Source organism: Mesorhizobium sp. B1-1-1 (assembly GCF_006442955.1).
Taxonomy (GTDB): Bacteria; Pseudomonadota; Alphaproteobacteria; order Rhizobiales; family Rhizobiaceae; genus Mesorhizobium.
This window is the reverse complement of the sequence record NZ_VFWW01000003.1, coordinates 428442-451106: the sequence shown is the minus strand read 5'-3', so window position 1 is coordinate 451106 and position 22665 is coordinate 428442. Positions and strand designations below refer to the sequence as shown.

The following is a 22665-nucleotide window of genomic DNA, read 5'->3' as shown; positions in this document are numbered from 1 at the left end:
TCAGCGAAGACCTTAGAGCGGTTCATCGCTTCACGGAAACGCTTCCTTGCCTGAAATTCGAAGCGGCATCAGGCGTCACGATGTTTTGTTGATGCAAAAACTCAACTTCATTGTTGACTAGTAAAGTCATGTTTCATAGTCAACCGGGCACGGCTGCCGAAAACCGGATTGATGACATGCCCGCAGCCGTACTGGAGACGGACCTTGACCGGAATTGACACCCAGACTGCTTTCCACATCGACGCGTTGCGCTTTGCCGTGGGCGAGCGGACGCTGCTCGGTCCGGTTTCGCTCGAATTGCAGTGTGCGCGCGTCTACGGGCTGATCGGCCACAACGGGTCCGGCAAGTCGACGCTGGTCAAGCTTTTGGCGCGCCAGCAGCCGGCAAGCTCTGGCGCCATCACCTTCGCCAGGCGGCCTTTGGCCCAGTGGGGTGCGCGCGAACTGGCGCGGGCGCTTGCCTATCTGCCGCAGACGACGCCGGCGGCGACCGGCTTGACCGTGCGCGAGCTGGCGGCGCTCGGACGTTATCCCTGGCATGGCGCGCTCGGCCGCTTCGGCCAGGACGACAGACGGCATGTCGAGGAAGCGCTGGCCCTGACCGACATGGCCGGCTTTGCCGACCGGCTGGTCGACGAGCTGTCGGGCGGCGAGCGCCAGCGCGCCTGGCTCGCCATGCTGGTGGCGCAGAATGCCGGCGTCATGCTGCTCGATGAGCCTATCTCGGCGCTCGACATCGCCCATCAGGTCGAGGTGCTTGGGTTGGTCAGGGACCTCAGCCGCAAGCGCGACCTTTGCGTCGTCGTGGTGCTGCACGATCCCAACATGGCGGCGCGCTATTGCGACGAGCTGATTGCCCTGAAGGACGGCAGGCTGCTGACGCGCGGCACGCCCGGCGAAATCATGCAAGGCGATGTGCTCAAGGGCATTTTCGGAGTGGAGATGGGCGTGTTCGCGCACCCCGTCACAGGCCAGCCCGTCGGCTACGTCCAGTGACGCTTCAGCGCCACGGCGGGGAAGACTGGCGGCTGTGAGAACGAGGAAGAAGACGATGTCGAGAACCGGTTTGGTCGCAGCGCTGTTTGCATCCGCCATGCTGGCGGCCGCCAGCGCGCCGGCGCAGGAGCAGCCGGCAAGCGGCACGCCCGCCACCATTACGGCGCCAGCACCATCGCCGGCCGCGCCCGCCGCTCCCGTGGGAGCCCTAGCGCCTGCACAGCCGCAAGCCGGGGCCGGTACGGCGGCCGAGCCCTCGCCGGCGCTGAGCTTGCCGCACGATTTGTCGCCATGGGGCATGTTCATGGCTGCCGACATCATCGTCAAGGCGGTGATGATAGGGCTGGCCTTCGCCTCGCTCGTCACCTGGACGATATGGCTGGCCAAGTCGCTGGAAGTGCTTGCCGGCAAGCTTGGCGCTCGTCGCGCCGCGCGGGCCATCGGCAATGCCGCGACGCTGAAGCAGGCGAGCCGCGCGCTCGACCGCAACGGCGGCACCGGCGCCCTGCTGGTGCGGGCGGCGGAGGAAGAAGCGGCACTTTCGGCCGGCGCGCTCGACCATGCCGGCGGCGACGGGCTGAAGGAACGGGTCGCCTCGCGCCTGACACGCATCGAGGCGGCGGCGGCGCGACGCATGTCGCGCGGCACCGGCCTGCTGGCGACGATCGGCTCGACCGCGCCTTTCGTCGGTCTGTTCGGCACGGTATGGGGCATCATGAACGCCTTCATCGGCATTTCGCAGGCGCAGACCACCAATCTGGCGGTGGTGGCGCCAGGTATTGCCGAAGCCCTTCTCGCCACCGCAATGGGGCTCGTCGCCGCGATACCGGCCGTCGTCATCTACAACGTCTTTGCGCGCTCGATAGCCGGCTACCGGCAGATCCTCGCCGACGCCTCGGCTGGCGTCGAGCGGCTGGTCAGCCGTGACCTCGATTTCCGCACGGTGGCGCCGGCAACGGCGCTGGCGGCGCAGTAGCGGGGCAAGACCATGGGCAGCCGCATCCGTCAGGCCATGGACGACGATCTCGAGGAAAGCCACGAGATCAATGTCACGCCCTTCATCGACGTCATCCTGGTGCTGCTGATCATCTTCATGGTCGCCGCGCCCTTGGCGACGGTGGATGTCAATGTCGACCTGCCGGGCTCGACCGCGACGCCGGCGCCGCGGCCGGAGACGCCGCTGTTTCTGACGTTGAAGGATGATCTCTCGCTGGCGATCGGCAATGACACCGTGCCGCGCCAGGTTTTCGCCGCCACGCTGGACGGCAGGACCAAAGGCGACAAGCAGGCGCGCATCTTCCTTCGCGCCGACAAGGCGGTTGCCTATGGCGACCTGATGGAGGCGATGAACCTGCTGCGCGGCGCCGGCTACCTGAAGATCGCCCTGGTCGGCCTGGAGGCTGCGCACGCCGGCGATGCTCCCGCAGTGGCGCCAAGCGGAGCCGCTGGTCCATGACCGGGCAAGCGGCCGCCTCGCCAACGGTGGAGCTGTCGCGCCTCGGCTGGCGCGACCTCGGCCTGTGGGCGGTTGCGGCCGCGCTGGTGCTTGGGGCGCATGTTGCGGTCGCCTATGCGGTGCAGAGCTTCAGCCCGGTCGACCCGGCGGATGGCGGGCCGCCACCGGCGCTGGCGGTCGAGATGGCGCCGATGGTGGTGACGCCGGCCGTGCCCGAGCAGGCCGCCGCTGTGCCCGACCAGGCCGAGCCGGTCGAGGAGACCGAAAAGGCGCCCGAAGCCGAGCCCGAGAAAATGGTCGAGCAAGCGGAGCCCGTTGCCGAGCCGGATGCAACGCCGCCTGACACGACCGAACCGACTGGAACGACGCGGGCTGAGCCGGCCGACCAACCCCCGCTTGAAGAGATCGTCCCTGACATGGTCGAGACGGTCGCGCCTGACGTCGTGGTGCCGCTGCCGCAGCCGAAGCCGGTCGAGACGCCCAGGGAAAAGAAACCCGTCCAGGCCAAGGTGAAAAAGCCCGTCGAGAAGCCCAAGCCGAAGAAGGAGAAGACGGTACCGCCGAAGACGGTAGCCGCCGCGAGCGCGGAGGCAAAGCCCGCCGCCAGGACAGCCGCGCCGAAATCGGCGTCCGGGGCGGCCGGCGTCAGCCCGGCCAAGTGGGAATCGCGGCTGCTGTCATGGATCAAGCGGCATACGCGCTATCCGAGCGCGGCGAAATCGCGACGCTCGCAAGGCAATGCGAACGTCACCTTCACGGTGGACGCCTCAGGCCGGGTGACGTCGGCGCGCATCGTCCGCTCCTCGGGCGATCCCGACCTCGACCGCGCCGCGCTCGCCGTGCTGCAGGGCGCCACCGTGCCGCCACCGCCGCCGGAGCTGGGTTCGCGCGTCAGCCGCACGGCACCATTCGTATTCAGCTTTCGGAACTGATGCATGCCGCCCAAAACTGAACCCGGTTCGGGAGAAACGACGTCCACGGATCAAAGCAAGGTCGAACGGTCGGCCTACCGATAGCTCATCGACTGACACAGAGCCTCGACCTGCTCGAGGTAGAAGCGGCATCTCATGCGCAGGATCCTGAGGTTCGGATCGCCGGTGCCGTTGATCTCGATGGTCTGCATCATGAAGTCGAAATGGGCATGGAAGGCATCCACCGCGCCCCAGAGACTGTCGGCGTGCCAGGTGTCGGCTATCGCCGTGGAAACCAGTTGGCGCGCTTGCAGGCGCGCCGCATCCGGCGATGCCGGCCGGCTGGCGATCAGGGCATGGAGGCGGCTGAAGACATTTTCACCGACATCGGCGCTTTTGATGGCTGCGATCATGTTCATTTGTGGGTTCCCCTCAGGTCGTCGTGCATAAAGGCCGGTTCGGCGGGCTGCGGGCGATCATTGCAGGGATCGCAGCGGCATCGGCCGGCCGGCCTTGGATGATGTTGCCTCTGCGCCCGCGTGCTCCAACCAATCGGCCATCTCGATGCGGTCAAGCCGACAGCGGCCTTCCTCAAGGACGGCAGCAGGCCTTGCCGCGCACGTCCCCGGGGCACGCCACAGAGATGATGGCTGCATCTGGCTATGCCCTCCTCGGCTGGACGCGATTGTCTTTCGCCTGCGTCCTGGGGTGCATCGAATTGCCGCTGAGCTGCGGATGCCTGGCCGGCCGGGCGCCGCGAAGGACGTCGAAGGCCTCGGCATAAGCCATGCCCAGCAGATAGGAGATCATGGGGAAACGGCTTGCTTCGGCCATCTGCACCAGCTCATTGGCCATCGACGCGATATATTGGAGACTGTCGATCTCGGACTGGCGTAGGGATTGGTTGGCCACTTGCTGCTCCTGTGATGTGGTGGAATTCAGGGGACCCCTCACCGGGCACTCTGAACATAATCAATCGGCTAATTGATCGACCCCGCTGCCGGGCGCGGATTGGTTTCCGGGATAGACAGTGTCAAGGCGTAGATGGGCGCGTCGGTGAGCCGGTCGAGGCCGAGCAGGCGCTTGATCGCCGAGTGGCTGAGCGCCGCGGTCGGGCAGGCCGAGAGGCCGTGCCTGGTCGCTGCAAGCATCATGTTCTGGCCGATATGGCCAGCTTCGATCAGCACGACACGATAAGCGTTGGCGTCCTCATACTTCCACATGGTGCGGTCGAGCCTTGCGCAGAGCAGGACCAGGCAGGGCATGGGGTCCGCCCATTCCTGTCCGCCGACCAGCTCGGAGATTTTCGGCAGGTGGTTCGCCGAAATCCTTTCAAGATCGTGTCCGACAGCCGAGTAGTGATAGACGCCGGGCTCCAGCCCTTCCACTGCCGGCGCGACCACATAGGCTTCGTAGGGGTTTCTCGCGCCGCCGGAAGGGGTCATGCCCAGCGGCAGGGCGCCAACGCAGTTGCTGGTCTCGCCGGTGATACCCATGCCCGCGAACAGGCAGTCGGAAAGCTGTTTCGCGGTGACGGTGGGCGCCGCCGCCGTCCGGTTCGTGCGACGCTGGGCCATCAGGGCAAGGAGTTCATTGTCGTCCAGCGCGTCCGGCAGCCGGATGGCCGCCGCGGAATTCCTGAGCACGAGGTCGGGCTGCACGGTGTGACCGGCGCGTTCGATCTGCCGCGCCTCCGCCTGTTCGATGGTCATGAACTCGCTGTCCTGGACGCAGAAATGCATCAGCGCGGTCGGAATGCCCCAGTTCCATTGTCCCGAGAATTGGCTCTCCTGTTCGGCCAGTTGCGACCCGGCGGTCACCAGTGCGGAAAAATCGAGCAATTGGGGTATGACGGCATCCAGCTCTGATCGCGACCATCCGTGGTCCCGCGCGATCTCCGCGGCGGATGCCCATTTGTCCCAGGATGCGAGAAGACCGATCACCTCGGAACTGCATTCGAAGACGCTTCTGGTCAGGAAATTGCACGCCGTGACCTTGTTGGCGCCGGGGTAGAAGACAAGCGTTTTTGCGGAGCGCATTTTCATGATGCCGAAAGCCGAATGCAGAAATGTCATTGCGAAGGCGAGGCGCCGACGAACAACCGTCGCCGGCGCCTCGGGCAGCTCAGCGCTTGTTGTAGTGCATGCCCTGCGAAAAGAAGACGGTCTGGGTGCCTGCGGCAATCGTCAGCTTCGGAGCAGTGTTCACTTTCTTCGCCATTTTCATCCCTTCCTGACCCCAAATGGGATCTGTTGAAAAGATCCCCAAAACGGGATCCACGGGCGGAAGGTAAGATCGAAAGAGTTAATGGTTTGTTAAAATGGTAGTAAAACTGCATTAAACTAAATTATCTTTCTTGTCTGTAAAGTACAAAAAATCGATTTTACTCACATACGGAGTAGATGACTGCCGGCATACGCTATTTCCGGATAGAGTTATTCTTATTTAGCGTAAAAGGGAAGATTCTGACGCGATCAGTCCAGCCCCTCCCGAGCGAGGCTGACCACGAGCTGGTCGAGGCTCGGGTCGTCGAGCTTGACGACGTGCGCCATGCGGATCGCCTGCCGCGGGCCGATGGATACGTCCTGCCGCATGATGACCGACACGAAGGCCGGCCCGGCTTCCGTCAGAAGCATGGCCTTGCCAATCAGTACCGGTTCCGAGATGGGAGCCCACTGCACCGAGATCAGCGATGGTTCACCGGTCTGGCGGCGATTGACGCCGCTGAAGTAGATCCAGTTCAGGCGCGAGATCGCCACGCCGTAGTGATTGCCGCGCGCCCGCGCCCATGTCGTTCCCCGGCGCTCCGACCATCCGGTAACCCTTCGGAACGTCACCAGCTCGGCGTCGCGCCGCACGAAGGTCACCGACCGCATCAACAGGTCGGGGCGGGCCGGGATCGAAAAATAGGTGAAGTAGGTGCCGCCCGCGATCGACGGGGCGGGCGGCCGGATCATTTGGTTGAACAGGCTTTCGGAAATCGGTGGCAGGCCGCGAACCGCAGGTTTCGGCGCGCCCGGTTCCCGGTACAATTCGGCTTCGTCGATGCGGAAATAGTCGCAGATCAGCTTGGCTGTCGCTTTGTTCGGAACAGTCTGTCCCTGAAGGTAGCGTTCGAACTGCGTGCGATTGATGCCCAGTTCCCGGCATACCGCGCTTACCGAGGCATGCTCCTTACAGAGCCGTCTGAGATTTGCAGCGAGATACTCGCGAATTGACACGTTTTGCTTCCGCGGGCGGGTTCTTCATATCGACTTCCAAATCCGTATAGCGCCGTCAGCCGCCCCCACCGAAACGCCTTGCTACAACACACAGAAAAAACTGATTTGGTAATGTCACTCTAATGGGGTGGATTCCAAAAAAAATAGCGCGATTCCATAGCGATCACCGCCATAAGTCCAATTGACAGGCGTTTGCCCCGGAAGGCTCTCGCAATCCTTCATGATGGACGGAAAAGGGCGCCAGTGTCGTGGCATTTCGCACCGTAGCCACCGACGTGGGTTCGGCTGTTGCAATGCAGCGAAGAGAAGAAAACGACTATCCCGCTGGTGGAGCTGAGGGGGATCGAACCCCTGACCTCGTCATTGCGAACGACGCGCTCTCCCAGCTGAGCTACAGCCCCGTCCAGCGGATGGCGCATTTATCGGGCACGGCAGTTTTCTGTCAAGGCGACGTTTTGCCGAAATCCTGGCGGCCGAAGCCTGCCCTTGCCGGTTTCGCGCGCAATGGCTACATGTCGGCAACAATTGGAGACCGGCATGCTCGCCCTCATTCAAACAATCGTCATGGCGCTCGACCTCTATTGGTGGGTCATCATCATCTCGGCGATCTTTTCCTGGCTCTATGCCTTCAACGTCGTCAACTCGCGCAACCAGTTTGTCGGCAGCATCGGCAATATGCTCTACCGGCTGACCGAACCGGCGCTCAGGCCGATCCGACGTTTCATGCCGGACCTTGGCGGTATCGACATCTCGCCGATCATCCTGCTGCTGATCCTGTTCTTCCTCAGGCAGTTCCTGCTCACCACCGTGGCACCGCTGGTGCTGTGAACCCGATGCTCGCATGAGTGCCCCGTTCCGCATCCGCGAGAACGGCATCGAATTGTTCGTCCGGCTGACACCGAAGTCTTCCATGGACAGGTTCGAAAGCATAGAGACATCGGCTGATGGGCGAAGCCATTTGAAGGCACGGGTCCGCGCCGTGCCCGAAAACGGCGCCGCCAATCGAGCGCTGGAGAAGCTGGCCGCCAAGACGCTTGGAGTGCCGGCCTCGGCCGTTTCGGTTGTCGTCGGCGGCACGGCACGGCTCAAGACGCTGCGCGTGACGGGTGAACCCCAGGTGCTGATGCAGCGCATCGAGGCGCTCAGTGCTTCGGCCTGAAGTTCAATCGCCCAGCGGCAAACGCGGATCGTCGACCTTCAGCGTGTTCACGCTCTGCTTGATGCGGCGCAAATTCTCCAGCACCTTCGGGCCGCGCGTCTCGGCCACCGACGTGACGATCATGTCGACGATCGCCAGCAGCGCATAGCGCGACGATGTCGGCTTGTAGATGTTGCCGTCCTCGAGCGGCTGCAAATGGATGACGGTGTCGGCGGCCCTGGCCAATGCCGAGTCCGGCGCGGTGACGGCGACCGTTGTGGCGCCATATTGCTGCGCGACCTGCACCGCCTCGATGACCGACCGTGCATAGCCGGAAACCGAGAAGGCGACCAGCGTGGTGTCGGGCGTGGCCACGGCGGCGTACATGCGCTGCAATTGCCCGTCGATCTGCGCCAGCACCGGCAGGCCCAGCCTGAACAGCCGGTTCTGCATCTCGGTCGCCATCATCGAGGAAATGCCGCCGGAGCCGACACACAGCACGTTGCCTGACGTGGCAATGCGCGCGGCGACATCGACCAGCGTCGTCATGTCGAGGTTTTCGCTGGCGCGCTGGATGGCCGATATCGCCGCCTCGGTGATGGCCGATGCGATGCGCTGCTCACGGGCGTCGCGGCTCAGCGGCTCAGGCGACAGATACTGTCCGCCAATGGCGATCGCCTGCGCCAGGTAGAACTTGAAGTCGCGCAGGCCTTCGCAGCCGAGATTGCGGCAGAAGCGGGTCACCGTCGGCTCGCTGACGCCGACGCGCGCGGCGATCTCCGAGATCGCCGCCTTGGAGGCGAAATCGAGATCGGACAGGACCAGGCCCGCCAGCCGACGATCCGACTTGGTGCCGTCCTGCGACATCAGTTGCAACCGGGTGATGATGTCGGCCGGTGTCTTCATGCCGTTGTCTTCACGCTTGTGCTTTCATAGAGGCAGGCCCGTCGCCTTCTCGAAAAGATGGATGTTGCGCGGCTCGACCGAGACCGGCAGGCGGTCGCCCGGCTTCACCTGCATCCGGTCGCGGAAGACGACGCGCACCGTATCGCTGCCGATGGCGCCGTAGACATGGGTTTCGGAGCCCGTCGGCTCGACGACGTCCACCTTGATGGTCATCGCGTCGGCAGCTTCGCCGATGACAAAATGTTCGGGCCGGATGCCGGCCTCCACCGCACCGCCTGTCGGCACCTCTTTGCCGCCAAGCGCAAGCCTTCCGCCGCCGGTCGATTCGAACCAGCTGTTCGTGGCCGTCGTCTTGAGGGACCCGGAAACGAAACTCATCGACGGCGAGCCGAGAAAGCCGGCGACGAACTTGTTGGCCGGCCGGTCATAGAGCTCCAGTGGCGGTCCGACCTGCTGGATCCGGCCGCGATCCATCACCACGATGCGGTCGGCCATGGTCATGGCCTCGATCTGATCGTGGGTGACATAGACGACCGTCGATCTCAGTCTCTGGTGCAGCGCCTTGATCTCGGTGCGCATCTGCACCCGCAATTGCGCGTCGAGGTTGGATAGCGGTTCGTCGAACAGGAAGACCGAGGGTTCGCGCACGATGGCGCGGCCCATGGCGACGCGCTGGCGCTGACCGCCCGACAATTGCCGGGGGTAACGGTCGAGATAGGAGAACAGGTTGAGGACGCCGGATGCCTTCTTGACCTTGTCCTCGACCGCGGCGCGGCTCTCGCCGCGGATTTTCGGTCCGAAGCCGATATTGTCGGAGGCCTTGAGATGCGGAAACAGCGCATACGACTGGAAGACCATGGCGATGTTGCGCTGCTGCGGCGGCAGGTCGTTGGCGCGCACGCCGCCAATGACGAGATCGCCCGAGCTTATCGTTTCCAGTCCAGCCAGCATGCGCAGCAAGGTCGACTTGCCGCACCCGGACGGGCCGACCAGCACGACGAATTCGCCGCTCTCGATGTCGAGGTCGATGTTCTCGAGGATGCTGTGCTGGCCGAAGGATTTCGAAAGGTCGCGGAACTGGACGTCGGTCATGGTCACGCTCCCAATATGTCGTCGATGAACGGCAGGCAGCCGGCGGTCAGGCCGGCATCCACCGGCATCACCACGCCCGTTACGCCGGACGCCCGGTCGGAGGCAAGAAACGCCACGGCTTCCGCCACCTCCGAGGCATTGACGATGCGGCCGAGCGGATAGAGCCGCTGGAGCTTGCCGAGAATATCCGGGTTCTTGGCCAGGCGATGGTCCCAGGCGGCGGTACGGATCGATCCCGGACAGACGACATTGGCGCGAACGCCGCTGCGGCCGAGCTCGACGGCGATCGCCTTGGCATAGGCGTTGATACCGGCTTTGGCGGCGGCATAGGCGGGGTTGCCGAAATGGGCGATGGCGTTGACGGAAGAAATGAAGACGACGCTGCCCGACCCGCGCGCCGCCATCGCCTTGACCAGCGGGTCGGCAAAAGTCATCACGCCGGTCAGGTTGAGGTCGACTTCCTGCCCTATCCTGTCGGTCGTCAATGCGCCGAGCGTCTCCGCGCGCGTCCAGCCGGCATTGTTGATCAGGATGTCAGGCACGCCGTCCTTGTCGAGCACGGCCGCGATGGCTGCCTCGACTGAAACCCGGTCGAGAAGGTTGAAGACATGACGCGAGGCGAGGTGCGGGCTTGCCAGCGCCTCCTCCGATTGATCGCAGCCGATCACCCGCGCGCCTCTTCCGGCCAGCAGCGCGACGATCGCCGAGCCGAGGCCACCGCCGGCGCCCGTGACAACGACAGTGCGGCCTTCGAACTCGGCTTTCGAAACCACGGCGCTTGCTCCTCCGGCAGTTCGAGCAATTCCAGGAAAGTGTATATGGTTTTCCGTCCGGAATTGCGTCAAAACAAAGAGTTAGAATGGTTTTCCGTTTCCGTGAAACGGTGAACTGCTCTAGGCAGATGTCGGCAGGCTAGTGAATGGAATGTAATTAAGCAACACGATAATCTGCTTGCGTGCGGCCAGATCCTCGATAATGTAGGAAAGTCACATAATCCTGCGCCAACATCGGCGTGAGGAGCGCAAAAGCGCGGAACAAAATGGGAGAGATCGGATGAGCATTGCGAAATGGACTGTCGGCTTGATGGCCGGAATGAGCATGCTGGCCTTCGCGGCACAGGCGCAAGCCGGCGAGGTGCGCGTCACGGTCGCCGAATACAGCGCCAAGACCGGCCCTTACTTCGAGGAGGTCAAGAAGGAGTTCGAGGCAAAGAACCCCGGCATCACGGTCAAGTTCGAAGTGGTGCCGTGGGATGTGCTCTTGCAGAAGCTGACCACCGACATCACCGCCGGCACCAATGCGGATCTCTCGATCATCGGCACGCGCTGGCTGATCGACTTCGTGCAGCAGGACGTCGCCGAGCCGCTCGACAGCTACATCACGCCAGACTTCAAGGGCCGTTTCATCGACACGTTCCTGTCGCCTTCGATCATGGACGGCAAGACCTACGGCCTGCCGATCGCAGCTTCGGCGCGCGCCATGTATTACAACAAGGAGCTGTTCGAGAAGGCAGGCATCGCCAAGCCGCCGGCCAATTGGACCGAGCTGCAGGAGGACGCCCGCAAGATCAAGGCGCTGGGGTCCGGCACATTCGGCTTCGGCCTGCAGGGCAAGGAGATCGAGACCGACGTTTATTATTATTATGCGATGTGGTCATACGGCACCGAGATCCTCAACAAGGACGGCACATCGGGCTTGAGCACGCCTGGCGCGCTCGAAGCCGCCAAGCTCTACAAGTCAATGATCGACGAGGGCCTGACGGAGCCTGGCGTCACCTCCAACAACCGTGAGGACGTCCAGAACCTGTTCAAGCAGGGCAAGGTCGGCATGATGATCACCGCACCCTTCCTGTCCAACCAGATCAAGGAAGAGGCGCCGAGCCTGAAATACGGCGTGGCGGCTATACCCGCCGGCCCGACGGGCGCGCGCGGCACCTATGGCGTCACCGATTCCATCATCATGTTCAAGAACTCCAAGAACAAGGACGAGGCCTGGAAACTGCTCGACTTCCTGTTCACCACGGAACAGCGCGCCAAGTTCACGCAAGGCGAAGGCTTCCTGCCGGTGAACAAGGAAGAGGCCAAGATGGACTATTACGTCAACAATGCCGACCTCGCCGCCTTCACCGCGCTGTTGCCCGACGCCCGCTTCGCGCCGGTCATCCCCGGCTGGGAGGAGATCGCCCAGATCACGTCGGACGCGATCCAGAAGATATACCTCGGCGGCGACCCGGAGGCGGGTTTGAAGGATGCGGCGGCGAAGGCCAACGCCGTGCTGAAGAAATAGGGCGTATCTCCCTGCGCCCGTGGCGCGTCCCACTCAGGCGGGGCGCGCCACATCTTGCAGACTCGAGCAGAAAGATAGTTCATCGATATCAGCGCCGCCCCAGCCAGGCTCCTTTCCTCTCCCTCCGGAGGGGGAGAGGTGGCTCGGCGAAGCCGAGACGGAGTGGGGGAACCACCTGGCAAAGCCGCGACGGACATAGGAAGCGCAAGCATCGCCTCGCCTTGCGCCCAAGAGTCGACCCCCACTCCGTCGAGCTTCGCTCGACGCCTCTCCCCCGGTCGACGGGGGAGAGGAAAGGCCCCCTTCCGCAACTGCTGCGGAGGACGGGCAGGCAGGGGGCGCAGCGACGCTTGCAAGGAGTCCTGAAGCCGTGCCCCTGAGAAGAACGAGGCGGGATTAAGTCAATCTGTTAGGCCAGCGCAATCCAATCTCCACCCGCAACACGGTACAAACCAGCCGATGCAAAATCGTTTCCTGCCTTATCTGCTGACCTTGCCCAGCCTGTTCCTGGCGGCAATCGTGATCTTCTGGCCGGTCTGGGACCTGATCCAGATCGCCACGCATGACGTCAACCGTTTCGGCCAGCTGCGCGAATTCAGCGGTCTTGCCAATTTCGCCGCCCTCACCGCCGATCCCGATTTCGTCGCCGCACTGTGGCGCACGGGGATATGGACCGTGCTGGTGGTTGGCGGCGCGCTGCTTCTGTCGATCCCGGTCGCCATCATCCTCAACACCGATTTTTACGGCCGCGGCCTTGCCCGCGTCATCATCATGCTGCCCTGGGCGGTGTCGCTGACCATGACGGCGGTGGTCTGGCGCTGGGCGCTGAGCGGCGAAAGCGGCATGCTGAATTCGGCGCTGCTCGGCCTCGGCCTGATCGATCACAATGTCCAATGGCTGGCCAGCGCCGAGACGGCGTTCCCGATGCAGGTGCTGATCGGCACATTGGTGACGGTGCCGTTCACCACGACGATCTTCCTTGGCGGCCTGTCTTCGATTCCGGACGATCTCTACGAGGCCGCCGCGCTCGAAGGAGCGACGCCGGCACAGCAGTTCCGCGAAATCACCTTTCCGCTCCTGAAACCGTTCATCAACATCGCCATCGTGCTCAACACCATCTACGTCTTCAATTCCTTCCCGATCATCTGGGTAATGACGCAGGGCGGGCCGGCCAACTCGACCGACATCCTGGTCACTCACCTCTACAAGCTTGCCTTCCGCATCGGCAAACTGGGGGAGGCTTCCGCCGTGTCGCTGGTGATGTTCGCCATATTGCTGGTCTTCACCATGATCTATGTGCGCCTCGCCATGCGGGAGCAGCGCGTATGAGGAGCAAGCTGAAACGTACCGTCATCGCCTGGCTGCTGCTGGCGCCTTTGATCGTGGTGACGATCTTTCCCTTCGCGGTGATGTTCCTGACCGCGGTCAAGCCGCGGCAGGAGGTGCTGTCGCCGACATGGTGGCCGAGCGAATTCCGCTGGTCGAATTTTGCCGACATGTGGGTGGCGACCGGCTTCGGCCGGGCGCTCGCCAATTCGCTCTATGTCTCGGTGATCGCCACCGTCGGCGCCATCCTGATCTCCGTGCCGGCGGCCTATGCCATGTCGCGCTTTCGTTTTGCCGGCTATGGCGCCTTCCGCCAGTTCCTGCTGATCTCGCAGATGATCTCGCCGATCGTGCTGGTGCTGGGCCTGTTCCGGTTGATGGCCGCCTGGGGGCTGGTCGAATCGACGACCGCGCTCGGCTTCATCTACATGGCCTTCAACGTCGCCTTCACCGTGTGGATGCTGCAGAGTTATTTCGACACCATCCCGCGCGATCTCGAGGAGGCGGCCTGGATGGAAGGCGCCGGCCGCTGGCTGACGCTGCGCAAAGTGTTCCTGCCGCTCTGCCTGCCGGCCATTGCCGTCACCGCCATCTTCACCTTCATCAACGCCTGGAACGAATTCGTCGTGGCGCTCACCATGCTGCGCAGCCAGGAGAGCTACACGCTGCCGATCCAGGTGTTCTCGCTGGTCGCCGGGCGCTACACCATCGAATGGCACCACGTCATGGCCGCCACGCTGCTGGCGACGCTGCCGGTGGCGATCCTGTTCATCTGGCTGCAGCGCTACCTCGTGCGGGGGCTGGCGCTCGGGGCCGTCAAATAGCAATTCCATTGAAAAAGTGTGTGGCGGTTTTTCAGTCCGGAATTGCGAGAGCGAAGAGTAACCTGTCTACGGAGCTTTCATGCGCATCTTCACCGCCTCGCTGGCGACGGAAACCAACACCTTTTCGCCGGTGCCGACCGACAGGGCATCGTTCGAGATGGCCTTCTATGCCGGGCCGGGCAAGCATCCGGAGACGCCGACGCTGTGCTCCTCGCCGATCGTCGCGCTGCGCCGGCGCGCGGCCGCAGAGGGATTGACCGTCATCGAGGGCACCGCCACCTGGGCCGAGCCCGGCGGGCTGGTGCAGCGGCAGACCTACGAGGCGCTGCGCGACGAGATTCTGGGCCAGCTCCGAGCAGCGCTGCCGGTCGAGGCCGTCATTCTCGGCCTGCATGGCGCCATGGTGGCGCAGGGCTATGACGACTGCGAGGGCGACCTGCTCGAACGGGTGCGCGAGATCGTCGGGCCTGGCGTGGTGATCGCCTGCGAGTTCGACCCGCACAGCCACCTGACGCCGAAGCGCGTGGCAGCGTGCGACGTCATGGCTTATTTCCTAGAATTCCCGCACACCGATTTCTACGAACGCGGCGAACATGTCATCGAGCTTGGCCTCGCCGCGGCGCGCGGGGAGATCAAGCCCGTCATCTCGACCTTCGACTGCCGCATGATCCAGGTGCTGCCGACCAGCCGCGAACCGATGCGCTCCTTCGTCGACCGCATCAAGGCGCTGCACGGCAGGGACGGCGTGCTGTCGGTCTCGGTCATCCATGGCTTCATGGCGGCGGATGTGCCCGAAATGGGCACGCGCATCCTCGTCGTCACCGACAATGACAAGGCCAAGGGCGACGCGCTGGCCGAAACGCTGGGCCGCGAGCTCTACGCGATGCGCGAAAAGACGGCGATGACGATGCTGAGCGCCAAGGACGGCATAGAGCGGGCGCAGGCCGTATGCGCCGAAAAGCGCGGCAGGCCGGTGGTCATCGCCGATATCTGGGATAATCCGGGCGGCGGCGTGCCGGGTGACGGCACCATCGTGCTGCGGGAGCTTTTGGCCCGCGGCATCGACAATGTCGGCGTGGCGACGATCTGGGATCCGGTCGCCGTGACCTTCTGCCGGGCCGCGGGCGAGGGCGCCGTCATCGACCTGCGTTTCGGCGGCAAGGCCGGTCCTCAGGCCGGCGAGCCGATCGACGCCCGCGTCACAGTGCTGAAAGTTCTCGCCGAAGGTTGGCAGAGCTTCGGGCCGAGCCGGGTGACGCTCGGGCCCGCCGCGTTGATCCGCATCGAGGGCACCGAGGTCGACATCATCCTCAACACCAACCGCACGCAGACCTTCGAGCCGGACATTTTTTCCAACATCGGCGTCGATCCGCTGGCCAAGGACATGCTGCTGATCAAATCGACCAACCATTTCTACGCCGGCTTCGAACCGATCGCCGCCGAGATCATCTATCTCTCGGCGCCGAGCGCGTACCCCAGCAATCCGGCGGTGACGGATTATAGGAAACTGAAGCGGGCGATCTGGCCAAGGGTGGCGGATCCGTGGAAGCAGCCGATCTCCCCCACAAGGGGGGAAATTGGCTGATCACACCAGCCCCCGCTTCACCATCATGGCTTCCGGCGACGGCATCTTGCCGCGAAACGCGGTGTAGAGTTCTTCCGGATCCTTCGAGCCGCCGGCGGCATAGATGTTCTTTCTCAGCCGCTCGGCCAGCGCGGGATTGAAGGGGTCGCCCGTCTCCTCGAAAGCGGCGAAGGCGTCGGCGTCGAGTACTTCCGACCACATGTAGGAATAGTAGCCGGCCGAATAGCCCTCGCCGGCAAAGACATGGCCGAAATGCGGCGTGCGGTGGCGCATCGCGATGGTGTCGGGCATGTCGAGTTTTTCGAGCGTTTCGGCCTCGAAACGAAGTGGCTCCTCAGGCGCGTCGGGCCTTGCATGGAAGGCCATGTCGATCAGCGCCGAGGCGGTGAATTCCACCGTGGCAAAGCCAGCCCCGAAAGTGCGCGCCGCCAGCATCTTGTCGAGCAGAGCCTTCGGCATCGGCTTGCCGGTCTTGACATGCAAAGCGTGCTTTTCCAGCACCGCCGGCACGGTCAGCCAGTGTTCGTAGAGCTGCGAGGGCAGTTCGACGAAATCGCGGCTGACGGAAGTGCCCGACACCGAAGGCCAGGTGACATCGGTCAGCATGCCGTGCAGGGCATGGCCGAATTCATGGAACAAGGTCTTCGCCTCGTCCACCGACAGCAGCGCCGGCTCGCCCACGGGCGGCTTGGCGAAATTCATGATGTTGTAGATGATCGGGCTCGCGCCGGGGCCCAGGCGGTAGCCTGATTTCAGTGCGTTCATCCAGGCCCCGGAGCGTTTCGACGGCCGCGCGAAATAGTCGGCCAGGAACAGGCCGCGCTCGCTGCCATCGGCATTCTTCACCACGAACACACGCGCGTCCGGATGCCAGGCGGCAATGCCTTTCCTCTCTTCGAAGGTGATGCCGAACAGTCTTGTCGCGACGTCGAAACAGGCATCGATGATCCGGTCGAGCTGGAGATAGGGCTTCAATTCCGCCTCGTCGAAGGCGAATTTCTCCGCGCGCAGCTTCTCCTGGTAGAAACGCCAATCCCAGGCGGCGAATTTTTCGTTGCTGCCGGCTTCCGCCGCCAGCCGTTCCAGCTCCTTTTGGTCGTCGGCGGCCTTTTCCAGCGCCTTTTCCCATACGGGATCGAGCAGGTCGTGCACCGCCTTGGGCGTCTTGGCCATGGTGTCGTCGAGCTTCAGCGCCGCGAAGGAGCCGTAGCCGAGCAGCTTCGCCTTCTCGGCGCGCAGCTTCAGCATGTCGCGCACGACGGCTGTATTGTCCGTCGCGCCGCCATTCTGGCCGCGCATGGTGAAGGCGCGAAAGGCGATCTCGCGCAAGTCGCGGCGCTCCGAGAAGGTCGAGAACGGCTCGTAGATCGAGCGCGACAAAGTGACGGCGTAGCGGCCTTTCTGGCCGCGCGTCTCGGCGGCTTCGGCCATCGAGCTCTTCACGAAATCCGGCAGGCCGGCCAGGTCGGCCTCGTCCAGGAACAGCGCCCAGTCGCGTTCGTCGGCAAGCACGTTCTGGCCGAAGCTGGTGCCGAGCGACGACAGCTCCTCGTTGATCCCTGCCAGCCGCTTCTTGCCATCCGCATCGAGTTTCGCGCCCGAGCGGACAAAACCCTTCCAGGTCTTTTCCAGCACCCGCAACGTCTCGGCATCGAGCTTGAGCGTCTCGCGGCGCCGGTAAAGGTCGTCGATGCGGGCAAAGAGCCTTTCATTCATCGAGATCGCCGAGAAATGCCTCGACATCCTTGGCGAGATGTCGCGCTCCAGCGCCTGGATGTCCTCGTTGGTGTGGGCCCCGGCACGGCACCAGAAGATCGACGAGACATGGTCGAGCGCTTCGCCGGCGAGCTCCAGGGCTTGAAGCGTGTTCTCGATGGTCGGCGTATCCTCGTTCGCGGCAATGGCCTCGATCTCGGCCTCATGCGCCTTCAGCGCCGCGTCGAAGACGGGTGCGAACTCGTCGTCGCCAAATCGGGCGAAATCGGGCAGGCCGAGTGGCCCTTGCCACGTGGTCAGCGGATGGGCGGCGAGGTCGACGGCTTTCGTGGCGGGCATGGATTGTCTTTCGGGCTGGCAGGTCGGGAGGGGCTGAAATCACCGATGTAGGGCGCTCGTCCGGCGCGCGCAACAGCGCTGCCGGTCAGTAGGCTTCGCAGCTTTCCGCAAGCGCTTTCTGCGTGCTGGCCGTGATGCGGTCGCCCGCTATGGCGAAGGTCTCATGCATCAGCATGTCGTTGTCGGGGAAGTCGTAGCAGGCGATCACCGTGGTGACGCCGCCTTCGTTCTTCTCGATCCGGTGTCGGATCGCGGCACCAGCAACCGCACCTTTCCATTCGTCGAGCGAGGCGATGAACTCCTGCTTTCCCTGCACGATGCCGAGGTCGTCGAGTTCGATGCGCACATTGTCGGCGAGCAGGTCGGAAAGTTCGGTGCGGTCGGCGACCAGCAGGGCCGAATACCAGCGGCTGATGATGGCGCCGTCATCGGCACGGGCGGCCATGATCGCCATCAGCAGTGCGGCGGCGGTGAACATGACCGGCCGGATGTTCATTGCCTGGCGTGCCGTTTCGGTCACTCCAGCACCGGGCGCTCGAAATCGCCGGTTTCCTTGTTCATCACCCAGAGCTCGCCGGTCGAAATGTCGAACCAGGCACCGTGCAGCGACAGCCGCCCCTTGCCCTCAAGGATCGAGACGCAGGGAAAGGTCCTGAGATTGGCGAGGGAATAGCGGATCGAGATGCGCTCCAGCGCCGTCTGGCGCTCCGTCGCAGTCATGAAGGTGCTGGCCGACACGGTCTCGGCGGCCGGCGCGATCAGGCTCATCCATTTGCCGATGAAATCGCCCGGCGACAGTGGCGCGGAATTGGCGTCGAGCGCGGCACGGATACCGCCGCAGCGGCCATGGCCCATGACAACGATGTTCTTGACCTTGAGGCTCTGCACCGCGAATTCGAGCGCGGCCGAGGTCGAGTGGAACTCGCCGTCCGGCTCGTAAGGCGGCACCAGATTGCCGACATTGCGCAGCACGAAGAGTTCGCCGGGCCCTGCGTCGAAGATCGCCTCGGGAGCCGAGCGGGAATCGCAGCACGCGACGATCATGGTTTCCGGCGCTTGCCCCTCCCGGGCGAGCTCGCGATAGCGGCCGCTCTCGGTGAGATAGCGACCGTTCATGAAATTGCGGTAGCCGGCAAGAAGGTGGTCGGGAAGGTGAGGCATGGGCGGCTTTCCGGGTTGGAGGCGGCAGCTCGTTGCGGTCGAGAAAACGCTCTAGCGGTAAAAGCCCGTCGCGAGCAATGCAGAATTGTGGGGTTGGTGAGAAATGCCCTGCGTCAGGCGCAAAGCTGGGCAATGTTGTCACGCCCAGATGGCGACCGGTATGCCAAAGCCGTCGGTAAGTGGCGGGTCGGGAAACGGCCGTGCCGTGCAGGCGGCGATGCGGCCGGCGATCAGCATCATCGCCGCCGCATCGAGGAAATCGTCATCGGCCGCACCGCGCGGCGGCGCCTGATCGAGGAAGTCTATGGCATAGCCGTGCCGGCTAAGCAGCGCCTTGCGTTCCGCCATGCCGGCCGGATTGATGCTGCCCTTGACCTTCTTCGGCAGCAGCATGGCCTGCCCGCCGTTGAGCCGACAGAAAGCCACTTCCGGATGCGATTCGAAGACGCGGCCACGCAGTTCGGGCCGCGAGATCAGCAACGTATCGATCTCGCGTATTTTGCCAAAGATGCCGAATGCCTGGATCGAAACGCCGCGCGGCGGATCGGATGTCGTCCTGGCCACGTCGCTCGCCCGGCGGTGCGCGGCGTACCAGGCTTCGATCGAAGTGAACTCGGCGGTATCGGCGTAGAGTGCCGCACGAGACGGGATCGAGAAGACGCCGGATTGGCGCGGCCCGAGCAGCCGCCTGACCTGCGCCTCCGGCCCGCGCCCGCCCTTGCTCGAAAATTCAGGCAGGCCGATCGGCATGTCGACGGCGACGATCGCGTCGTCGGGAACCGCCGACAGCAGCGCGGCGAAGCTGGCGAAGACCTCGACCGAAGGCGCCGCGTTCGGAGCGCTCCGAACGGCGACCCAGCCGGCCTTGCAGCCGTCCGCGCCGACCAGCACCCGTGCCGATGTCACGCGCGGCGGTCCCGCCCCGGATGCGTGAGATGGCGAAGCTGCACCATCGCCATCGGGTGCGACAGGCTCTGCGCATCGGTTTCGAGCTGCAATTCGTCGCCGCCGCGTTTGGCCGTGCGCGCCAGGATCTCGTAGACCGCCGCCGTCGTCGATTGCAGCGCCTTGATCGCCGGCTGGCCGGAGAGGATGCGCGCCAGGTAGACCGCCGCTGTCAGGTCGCCCAAACCGTTCGGCGGCTTGTCGATGACGCGGTGCTCGGCGAGCAGCGCCTGGCTGCCGTCGAGCAGAAGATTCCCGGTGCCGCCTGAAATCATCGATGGCGCCGAGGTGACCAGCATGGTCGACGGCCCGGCATGGAGCGCCGCCGCCATCACCGACTTCAGGTCGGGCAACGGCACGCCGGCCATCCATTCCAGCTCATAGCGGTTAGGGGTGGCAATGTCGGCGATCGGCATCAGCCGGTCGCGCATGGCGATCGCCGTCGGCTCCGGCACATAGAGCCCGCCCGAATCGCCCATTACCGGATCGCAGATATAGACGGCGTCGGGCGTCCTCGCCTTGACCGCGGCGACCAGCGAGGCGACGGCTTCGGCCTGGCCGGCCTCGCCGAGATAGCCCGACAGCACCGCCCCGACCTCGCCCAGCCACGGCGCGCGCTCCAGATCGGCCATCAATGCCTTGAACTGATCGAGCGGCGGCACGATGCGGGTCGCGCGCCCATGGCCGGGATGCCAGGGCAGGATGATTGTCGGCACCGCCCATACCGGGAAACCCAGCGATTCCAGCGCAAAGACGGCGGCGCGATTGCCGACCGAGCCGCGTGCGACATGGCTGGAAATGACGATGACCGCGCGCGGCGCGTCGGCTTGCTCGGTGCTCATTGGAATCCTAACTGCCCCGGGTGAGGAAAAGCACGAGCCAGACCATCAGGCCCAGCGCCAGCAGCAGCCCAATTATCCGGCCAATGCGCGTGCCCCAGACTTCGATCGGATCCGCGCGGTCGGCATCGGCCGCCGCGACGTGGTCGCGAACGGCCTTCGCGGTCCGCGCCGCGAGCGAAGTGGCGGCCGGATCGGTTTCGCGCGCGACGCGCTCGAGGATGCGGCGCGATTCGGTGTCGCTGTCCTGGCGCTGCACCATGATGCTGTCCTGTTTCGTGGCGACCTTACCGCGTTCGCTCCGTCAATTACAGCGCCTTGCGACCGACCGTAACCCCATCGGTAACCGTCTGCGCCGAGGTCGTTTTCTTGCGCGCCGATTGTGGTAATGCTTCGCATGCAACTTCTACCGAGGGGACCGATCATGTTTGCCCAGCGCCTTGCTTTCCCGACATTCCGCACGCTGCCCGCCTTGCTGGTGATGGCCGTCATGCTGCCGCTGCTTGCCGGCTGCGGCTACAACACCATCCCGACGGCGGAGGAGAACGCCAAGGCGGCGTGGAGTGAGGTGCTGAACCAGTATCAACGCCGCGCCGACCTCATCCCCAACCTGGTCGAGACGGTCAAGGGCTACGCCTCGCACGAAAAGGACACGCTTGACGCGGTGGTCGAGGCGCGCGCCAAGGCGACGCAGGTCACGGTAACGCCAGAAACGTTGAAGGATCCCGAAGCCCTCAAGAGGTTCCAGGATGCCCAGGCAGGGCTGACCAGCGCGCTGTCGCGGCTGCTTGCTGTGTCGGAGGCATACCCGGACCTGAAGGCCAACCAGAACTTCCTGGCGCTGCAGGCGCAGCTCGAAGGTACCGAGAACCGCATCGCGGTGGCGCGGCGTGACTACATCCAGGCGGTCAGGGACTACAATCTGACGCTGCGGACCTTCCCCTCGGTGCTGTGGGCGACGTTCTGGTTCCGCGGCAACGAGCCCTTCGCCAATTTCACGGTCGAGGAGGACAAATTGCAGACGCCGAAGGTCGATTTCGGCACGAAACAGGGCGGATGATTGCCGGATTCCGACGTGGTGATCCTGCTCGCCAATGAGGGACGACGCGCCATGTATCGCGTCGCTGTCCTGCTCCTCGTTCTCGTGGTGCCATTTGCGGCCCTCGCCGCCGAGCTCCCGGCGCTGACCGGCCGTGTCGTCGACAATGCAGGCATCATCGATGCGGCGACCAGGGCGGCACTGACGCAGAAGCTTGCCGATTTCGAGACGAAGGGCTCCGATCAGATCGTCGTCGCCACCATTCCCAGTCTCGGCGGCGAGGAGATCGAGCCCTATGCCAACCGGCTGTACCGGTTCTGGAAACTCGGCCAGGCGAAGGAGAACAACGGCGTGCTGCTTCTGGTCGCGCCGAACGACCGCAAGATGCGCATCGAGGTCGGCTACGGGCTGGAAGGCACGCTGACCGACCTGCACACCAAGCTGATCATCGAAAACGACATGGTGCCGGCCTTCCGTGCCGGCGATTTCTCCGGCGGCATCACCAAGGCCGTCGACGACATGATCATGGTGCTCAACGGCAATCCCGAGGAGCTGGAAGCACGCGGCAAGCGCAACCAGCAGGCGCCGTTCAATTCCGACGATTTGTTCTTCGCCATCTTCATCGGCATCTGGGCGCTCATCTTCTTCGGCAGCATAGCGGCCTCGGTGTTGCCGCCGATCTTCGGCCAGAAGATCGGTCCCGGCCGTTACCGCTGGCTCGGCATGACGTTCGAGCCGAGCCGGCGATCGTCGGGTGGCGGCTGGTCGTCAGGTGGCGGCGGCTGGTCGGGCGGCGGCGGCTGGTCCTCGGGCGGTAGCGGCGGTGGTTTCTCCGGCGGTGGGGGCTCTTCCGGCGGCGGCGGCTCTTCGGGAAGCTGGTGAGAG

Annotated in this window: 25 protein-coding genes and 1 tRNA gene; 12 read left to right on the top strand and 14 right to left on the bottom strand. The window is 64.1% G+C overall.

Annotated features, from left to right (window positions below; all coding sequences use genetic code 11):
• The first annotated feature begins 204 nt into the window (after positions 1 to 204).
• From FJ986_RS07905 to FJ986_RS07890, 4 genes are read left to right on the top strand one after another with little or no spacing between them, the layout of a single operon-like run.
• Positions 205 to 996 carry an ATP-binding cassette domain-containing protein gene (locus tag FJ986_RS07905; protein WP_181167272.1) on the top strand — a complete coding sequence of 264 codons (792 nt, stop codon included), beginning with the start codon at positions 205 to 207 and terminating at the stop codon, positions 994 to 996.
• Positions 997 to 1051: 55 nt separating this feature from the next.
• Positions 1052 to 1972, top strand: coding sequence for a tonB-system energizer ExbB (gene exbB, locus FJ986_RS07900; RefSeq protein ID WP_140580192.1), 921 nt, complete (start codon positions 1052 to 1054; stop codon positions 1970 to 1972).
• 12 nt (positions 1973 to 1984) lie between these two features.
• Positions 1985 to 2452, top strand: a complete 468-nt coding sequence (gene exbD / locus FJ986_RS07895; protein WP_140673900.1) for a TonB system transport protein ExbD — start codon at positions 1985 to 1987, stop codon at positions 2450 to 2452.
• Positions 2449 to 3384 (top strand): energy transducer TonB, encoded by a 936-nt coding sequence (locus tag FJ986_RS07890; RefSeq protein ID WP_140673898.1) that lies wholly within the window; start codon positions 2449 to 2451, stop codon positions 3382 to 3384. The genes exbD and FJ986_RS07890 overlap by 4 nt, the downstream gene beginning before the upstream one ends.
• 74 nt (positions 3385 to 3458) lie before the next feature.
• On the opposite strand, the gene FJ986_RS07885 is transcribed toward FJ986_RS07890, so the two are convergent.
• From FJ986_RS07885 to FJ986_RS07860, 5 genes are all read right to left on the bottom strand, one after another.
• Entirely contained in the window at positions 3459 to 3782 is a 324-nt protein-coding gene (locus FJ986_RS07885; protein ID WP_140625390.1) for a hypothetical protein, read from the bottom strand.
• A 241-nt stretch (positions 3783 to 4023) separates the two neighbouring features.
• Positions 4024 to 4275 carry a hypothetical protein gene (locus FJ986_RS07880; protein ID WP_140492525.1) on the bottom strand — a complete coding sequence of 84 codons (252 nt, stop codon included), beginning with the start codon at positions 4273 to 4275 and terminating at the stop codon, positions 4024 to 4026.
• 68 nt (positions 4276 to 4343) lie between these two features.
• Positions 4344 to 5438 (bottom strand): SagB/ThcOx family dehydrogenase, encoded by a 1095-nt coding sequence (locus tag FJ986_RS07875; protein ID WP_246674902.1) that lies wholly within the window; start codon positions 5436 to 5438, stop codon positions 4344 to 4346.
• A 399-nt stretch (positions 5439 to 5837) separates the two neighbouring features.
• On the bottom strand, positions 5838 to 6584 hold the full coding sequence (locus tag FJ986_RS07865; RefSeq protein ID WP_140524635.1) for a helix-turn-helix transcriptional regulator: 747 nt from the start codon (positions 6582 to 6584) through the stop codon (positions 5838 to 5840).
• A gap of 325 nt (positions 6585 to 6909) precedes the next feature.
• A tRNA-Ala gene (locus FJ986_RS07860) sits at positions 6910 to 6985 on the bottom strand.
• A 136-nt stretch (positions 6986 to 7121) separates the two neighbouring features.
• Between FJ986_RS07860 and FJ986_RS07855 the strand changes: the two genes are divergently transcribed.
• Both FJ986_RS07855 and FJ986_RS07850 read left to right on the top strand, forming a co-directional pair.
• Entirely contained in the window at positions 7122 to 7412 is a 291-nt protein-coding gene (locus FJ986_RS07855) for a YggT family protein (protein ID WP_140492518.1), read from the top strand.
• 13 nt (positions 7413 to 7425) lie between these two features.
• Positions 7426 to 7743 carry a DUF167 family protein gene (locus FJ986_RS07850; protein WP_140492515.1) on the top strand — a complete coding sequence of 106 codons (318 nt, stop codon included), beginning with the start codon at positions 7426 to 7428 and terminating at the stop codon, positions 7741 to 7743.
• 3 nt (positions 7744 to 7746) lie between these two features.
• On the opposite strand, the gene FJ986_RS07845 is transcribed toward FJ986_RS07850, so the two are convergent.
• The 3 genes from FJ986_RS07845 to FJ986_RS07835 are packed head-to-tail and all read right to left on the bottom strand — an operon-like array spanning position 7747 to position 10493.
• Complete coding sequence (locus FJ986_RS07845; RefSeq protein ID WP_140492512.1) at positions 7747 to 8628, bottom strand: MurR/RpiR family transcriptional regulator; 882 nt, start codon at positions 8626 to 8628, stop codon at positions 7747 to 7749.
• Between the two features lie 24 nt (positions 8629 to 8652).
• Positions 8653 to 9720 carry a sn-glycerol-3-phosphate ABC transporter ATP-binding protein UgpC gene (ugpC, locus tag FJ986_RS07840; RefSeq protein ID WP_140524624.1) on the bottom strand — a complete coding sequence of 356 codons (1068 nt, stop codon included), beginning with the start codon at positions 9718 to 9720 and terminating at the stop codon, positions 8653 to 8655.
• A 2-nt stretch (positions 9721 to 9722) separates the two neighbouring features.
• Positions 9723 to 10493, bottom strand: coding sequence for an SDR family oxidoreductase (locus FJ986_RS07835; protein WP_140492506.1), 771 nt, complete (start codon positions 10491 to 10493; stop codon positions 9723 to 9725).
• 280 nt (positions 10494 to 10773) lie between these two features.
• Here FJ986_RS07835 and FJ986_RS07830 point away from each other — a divergent pair, with 280 nt between their 5' ends.
• The 4 genes from FJ986_RS07830 to FJ986_RS07815 all read left to right on the top strand — a co-directional run bounded on the left by FJ986_RS07830 (position 10774) and on the right by FJ986_RS07815 (position 15741).
• Positions 10774 to 12006 carry a sugar ABC transporter substrate-binding protein gene (locus tag FJ986_RS07830; RefSeq protein ID WP_140492503.1) on the top strand — a complete coding sequence of 411 codons (1233 nt, stop codon included), beginning with the start codon at positions 10774 to 10776 and terminating at the stop codon, positions 12004 to 12006.
• Positions 12007 to 12465: 459 nt separating this feature from the next.
• Complete coding sequence (locus FJ986_RS07825; RefSeq protein ID WP_140673896.1) at positions 12466 to 13335, top strand: sugar ABC transporter permease; 870 nt, start codon at positions 12466 to 12468, stop codon at positions 13333 to 13335.
• Positions 13332 to 14156, top strand: coding sequence for a carbohydrate ABC transporter permease (locus FJ986_RS07820; protein ID WP_140673894.1), 825 nt, complete (start codon positions 13332 to 13334; stop codon positions 14154 to 14156). Before FJ986_RS07825 ends, FJ986_RS07820 begins: the two co-directional genes overlap by 4 nt.
• Before the next feature lie 79 nt (positions 14157 to 14235).
• A complete protein-coding gene (locus FJ986_RS07815; protein WP_140673892.1) occupies positions 14236 to 15741 on the top strand; it encodes a M81 family metallopeptidase in 1506 nt (501 codons plus the stop codon).
• Here the strand turns inward: FJ986_RS07815 and FJ986_RS07810 are convergent, their stop codons facing one another.
• From FJ986_RS07810 to FJ986_RS07785, 6 genes are all read right to left on the bottom strand, one after another.
• A complete protein-coding gene (locus FJ986_RS07810; protein ID WP_140673890.1) occupies positions 15742 to 17796 on the bottom strand; it encodes a M3 family metallopeptidase in 2055 nt (684 codons plus the stop codon).
• A gap of 85 nt (positions 17797 to 17881) precedes the next feature.
• Positions 17882 to 18292, bottom strand: a complete 411-nt coding sequence (locus FJ986_RS07805; RefSeq protein ID WP_181168552.1) for a nuclear transport factor 2 family protein — start codon at positions 18290 to 18292, stop codon at positions 17882 to 17884.
• 20 nt (positions 18293 to 18312) lie between these two features.
• A complete protein-coding gene (locus FJ986_RS07800) occupies positions 18313 to 18957 on the bottom strand; it encodes a carbonic anhydrase (protein ID WP_140492485.1) in 645 nt (214 codons plus the stop codon).
• Positions 18958 to 19095: 138 nt separating this feature from the next.
• Positions 19096 to 19863, bottom strand: coding sequence for a DUF429 domain-containing protein (locus tag FJ986_RS07795; RefSeq protein ID WP_140625383.1), 768 nt, complete (start codon positions 19861 to 19863; stop codon positions 19096 to 19098).
• Positions 19860 to 20744, bottom strand: coding sequence for a pyridoxal kinase PdxY (gene pdxY / locus FJ986_RS07790; protein WP_140625382.1), 885 nt, complete (start codon positions 20742 to 20744; stop codon positions 19860 to 19862). Before pdxY ends, FJ986_RS07795 begins: the two co-directional genes overlap by 4 nt.
• A gap of 7 nt (positions 20745 to 20751) precedes the next feature.
• Entirely contained in the window at positions 20752 to 21003 is a 252-nt protein-coding gene (locus tag FJ986_RS07785; RefSeq protein ID WP_140492477.1) for a hypothetical protein, read from the bottom strand.
• Between the two features lie 162 nt (positions 21004 to 21165).
• Between FJ986_RS07785 and FJ986_RS07780 the strand changes: the two genes are divergently transcribed.
• On the top strand, positions 21166 to 21801 hold the full coding sequence (locus FJ986_RS07780; protein ID WP_140514006.1) for a LemA family protein: 636 nt from the start codon (positions 21166 to 21168) through the stop codon (positions 21799 to 21801).
• Between the two features lie 51 nt (positions 21802 to 21852).
• A complete protein-coding gene (locus tag FJ986_RS07775) occupies positions 21853 to 22662 on the top strand; it encodes a YgcG family protein (protein WP_181165206.1) in 810 nt (269 codons plus the stop codon).
• Positions 22663 to 22665 lie beyond the last annotated feature (3 nt).

Coding starts and splice junctions, on each gene's coding strand:
- exbB (WP_140580192.1), top strand. CDS start 1,052: ATGTCGAGAACCGGTTTGGTCGCAGCGCTGTTTGCATCCGCCATGCTG.
- exbD (WP_140673900.1), top strand. CDS start 1,985: ATGGGCAGCCGCATCCGTCAGGCCATGGACGACGATCTCGAGGAAAGC.
- FJ986_RS07890 (WP_140673898.1), top strand. CDS start 2,449: ATGACCGGGCAAGCGGCCGCCTCGCCAACGGTGGAGCTGTCGCGCCTC.
- FJ986_RS07885 (WP_140625390.1), bottom strand. CDS start 3,782: ATGAACATGATCGCAGCCATCAAAAGCGCCGATGTCGGTGAAAATGTC.
- FJ986_RS07875 (WP_246674902.1), bottom strand. CDS start 5,438: ATGACATTTCTGCATTCGGCTTTCGGCATCATGAAAATGCGCTCCGCA.
- FJ986_RS07855 (WP_140492518.1), top strand. CDS start 7,122: ATGCTCGCCCTCATTCAAACAATCGTCATGGCGCTCGACCTCTATTGG.
- FJ986_RS07850 (WP_140492515.1), top strand. CDS start 7,426: ATGAGTGCCCCGTTCCGCATCCGCGAGAACGGCATCGAATTGTTCGTC.
- FJ986_RS07845 (WP_140492512.1), bottom strand. CDS start 8,628: ATGAAGACACCGGCCGACATCATCACCCGGTTGCAACTGATGTCGCAG.
- ugpC (WP_140524624.1), bottom strand. CDS start 9,720: ATGACCGACGTCCAGTTCCGCGACCTTTCGAAATCCTTCGGCCAGCAC.
- FJ986_RS07830 (WP_140492503.1), top strand. CDS start 10,774: ATGAGCATTGCGAAATGGACTGTCGGCTTGATGGCCGGAATGAGCATG.
- FJ986_RS07825 (WP_140673896.1), top strand. CDS start 12,466: ATGCAAAATCGTTTCCTGCCTTATCTGCTGACCTTGCCCAGCCTGTTC.
- FJ986_RS07820 (WP_140673894.1), top strand. CDS start 13,332: ATGAGGAGCAAGCTGAAACGTACCGTCATCGCCTGGCTGCTGCTGGCG.
- FJ986_RS07815 (WP_140673892.1), top strand. CDS start 14,236: ATGCGCATCTTCACCGCCTCGCTGGCGACGGAAACCAACACCTTTTCG.
- FJ986_RS07810 (WP_140673890.1), bottom strand. CDS start 17,796: ATGCCCGCCACGAAAGCCGTCGACCTCGCCGCCCATCCGCTGACCACG.
- FJ986_RS07805 (WP_181168552.1), bottom strand. CDS start 18,292: ATGAACATCCGGCCGGTCATGTTCACCGCCGCCGCACTGCTGATGGCG.
- FJ986_RS07800 (WP_140492485.1), bottom strand. CDS start 18,957: ATGCCTCACCTTCCCGACCACCTTCTTGCCGGCTACCGCAATTTCATG.
- pdxY (WP_140625382.1), bottom strand. CDS start 20,744: ATGAGCACCGAGCAAGCCGACGCGCCGCGCGCGGTCATCGTCATTTCC.
- FJ986_RS07785 (WP_140492477.1), bottom strand. CDS start 21,003: ATGGTGCAGCGCCAGGACAGCGACACCGAATCGCGCCGCATCCTCGAG.
- FJ986_RS07780 (WP_140514006.1), top strand. CDS start 21,166: ATGTTTGCCCAGCGCCTTGCTTTCCCGACATTCCGCACGCTGCCCGCC.
- FJ986_RS07775 (WP_181165206.1), top strand. CDS start 21,853: ATGTATCGCGTCGCTGTCCTGCTCCTCGTTCTCGTGGTGCCATTTGCG.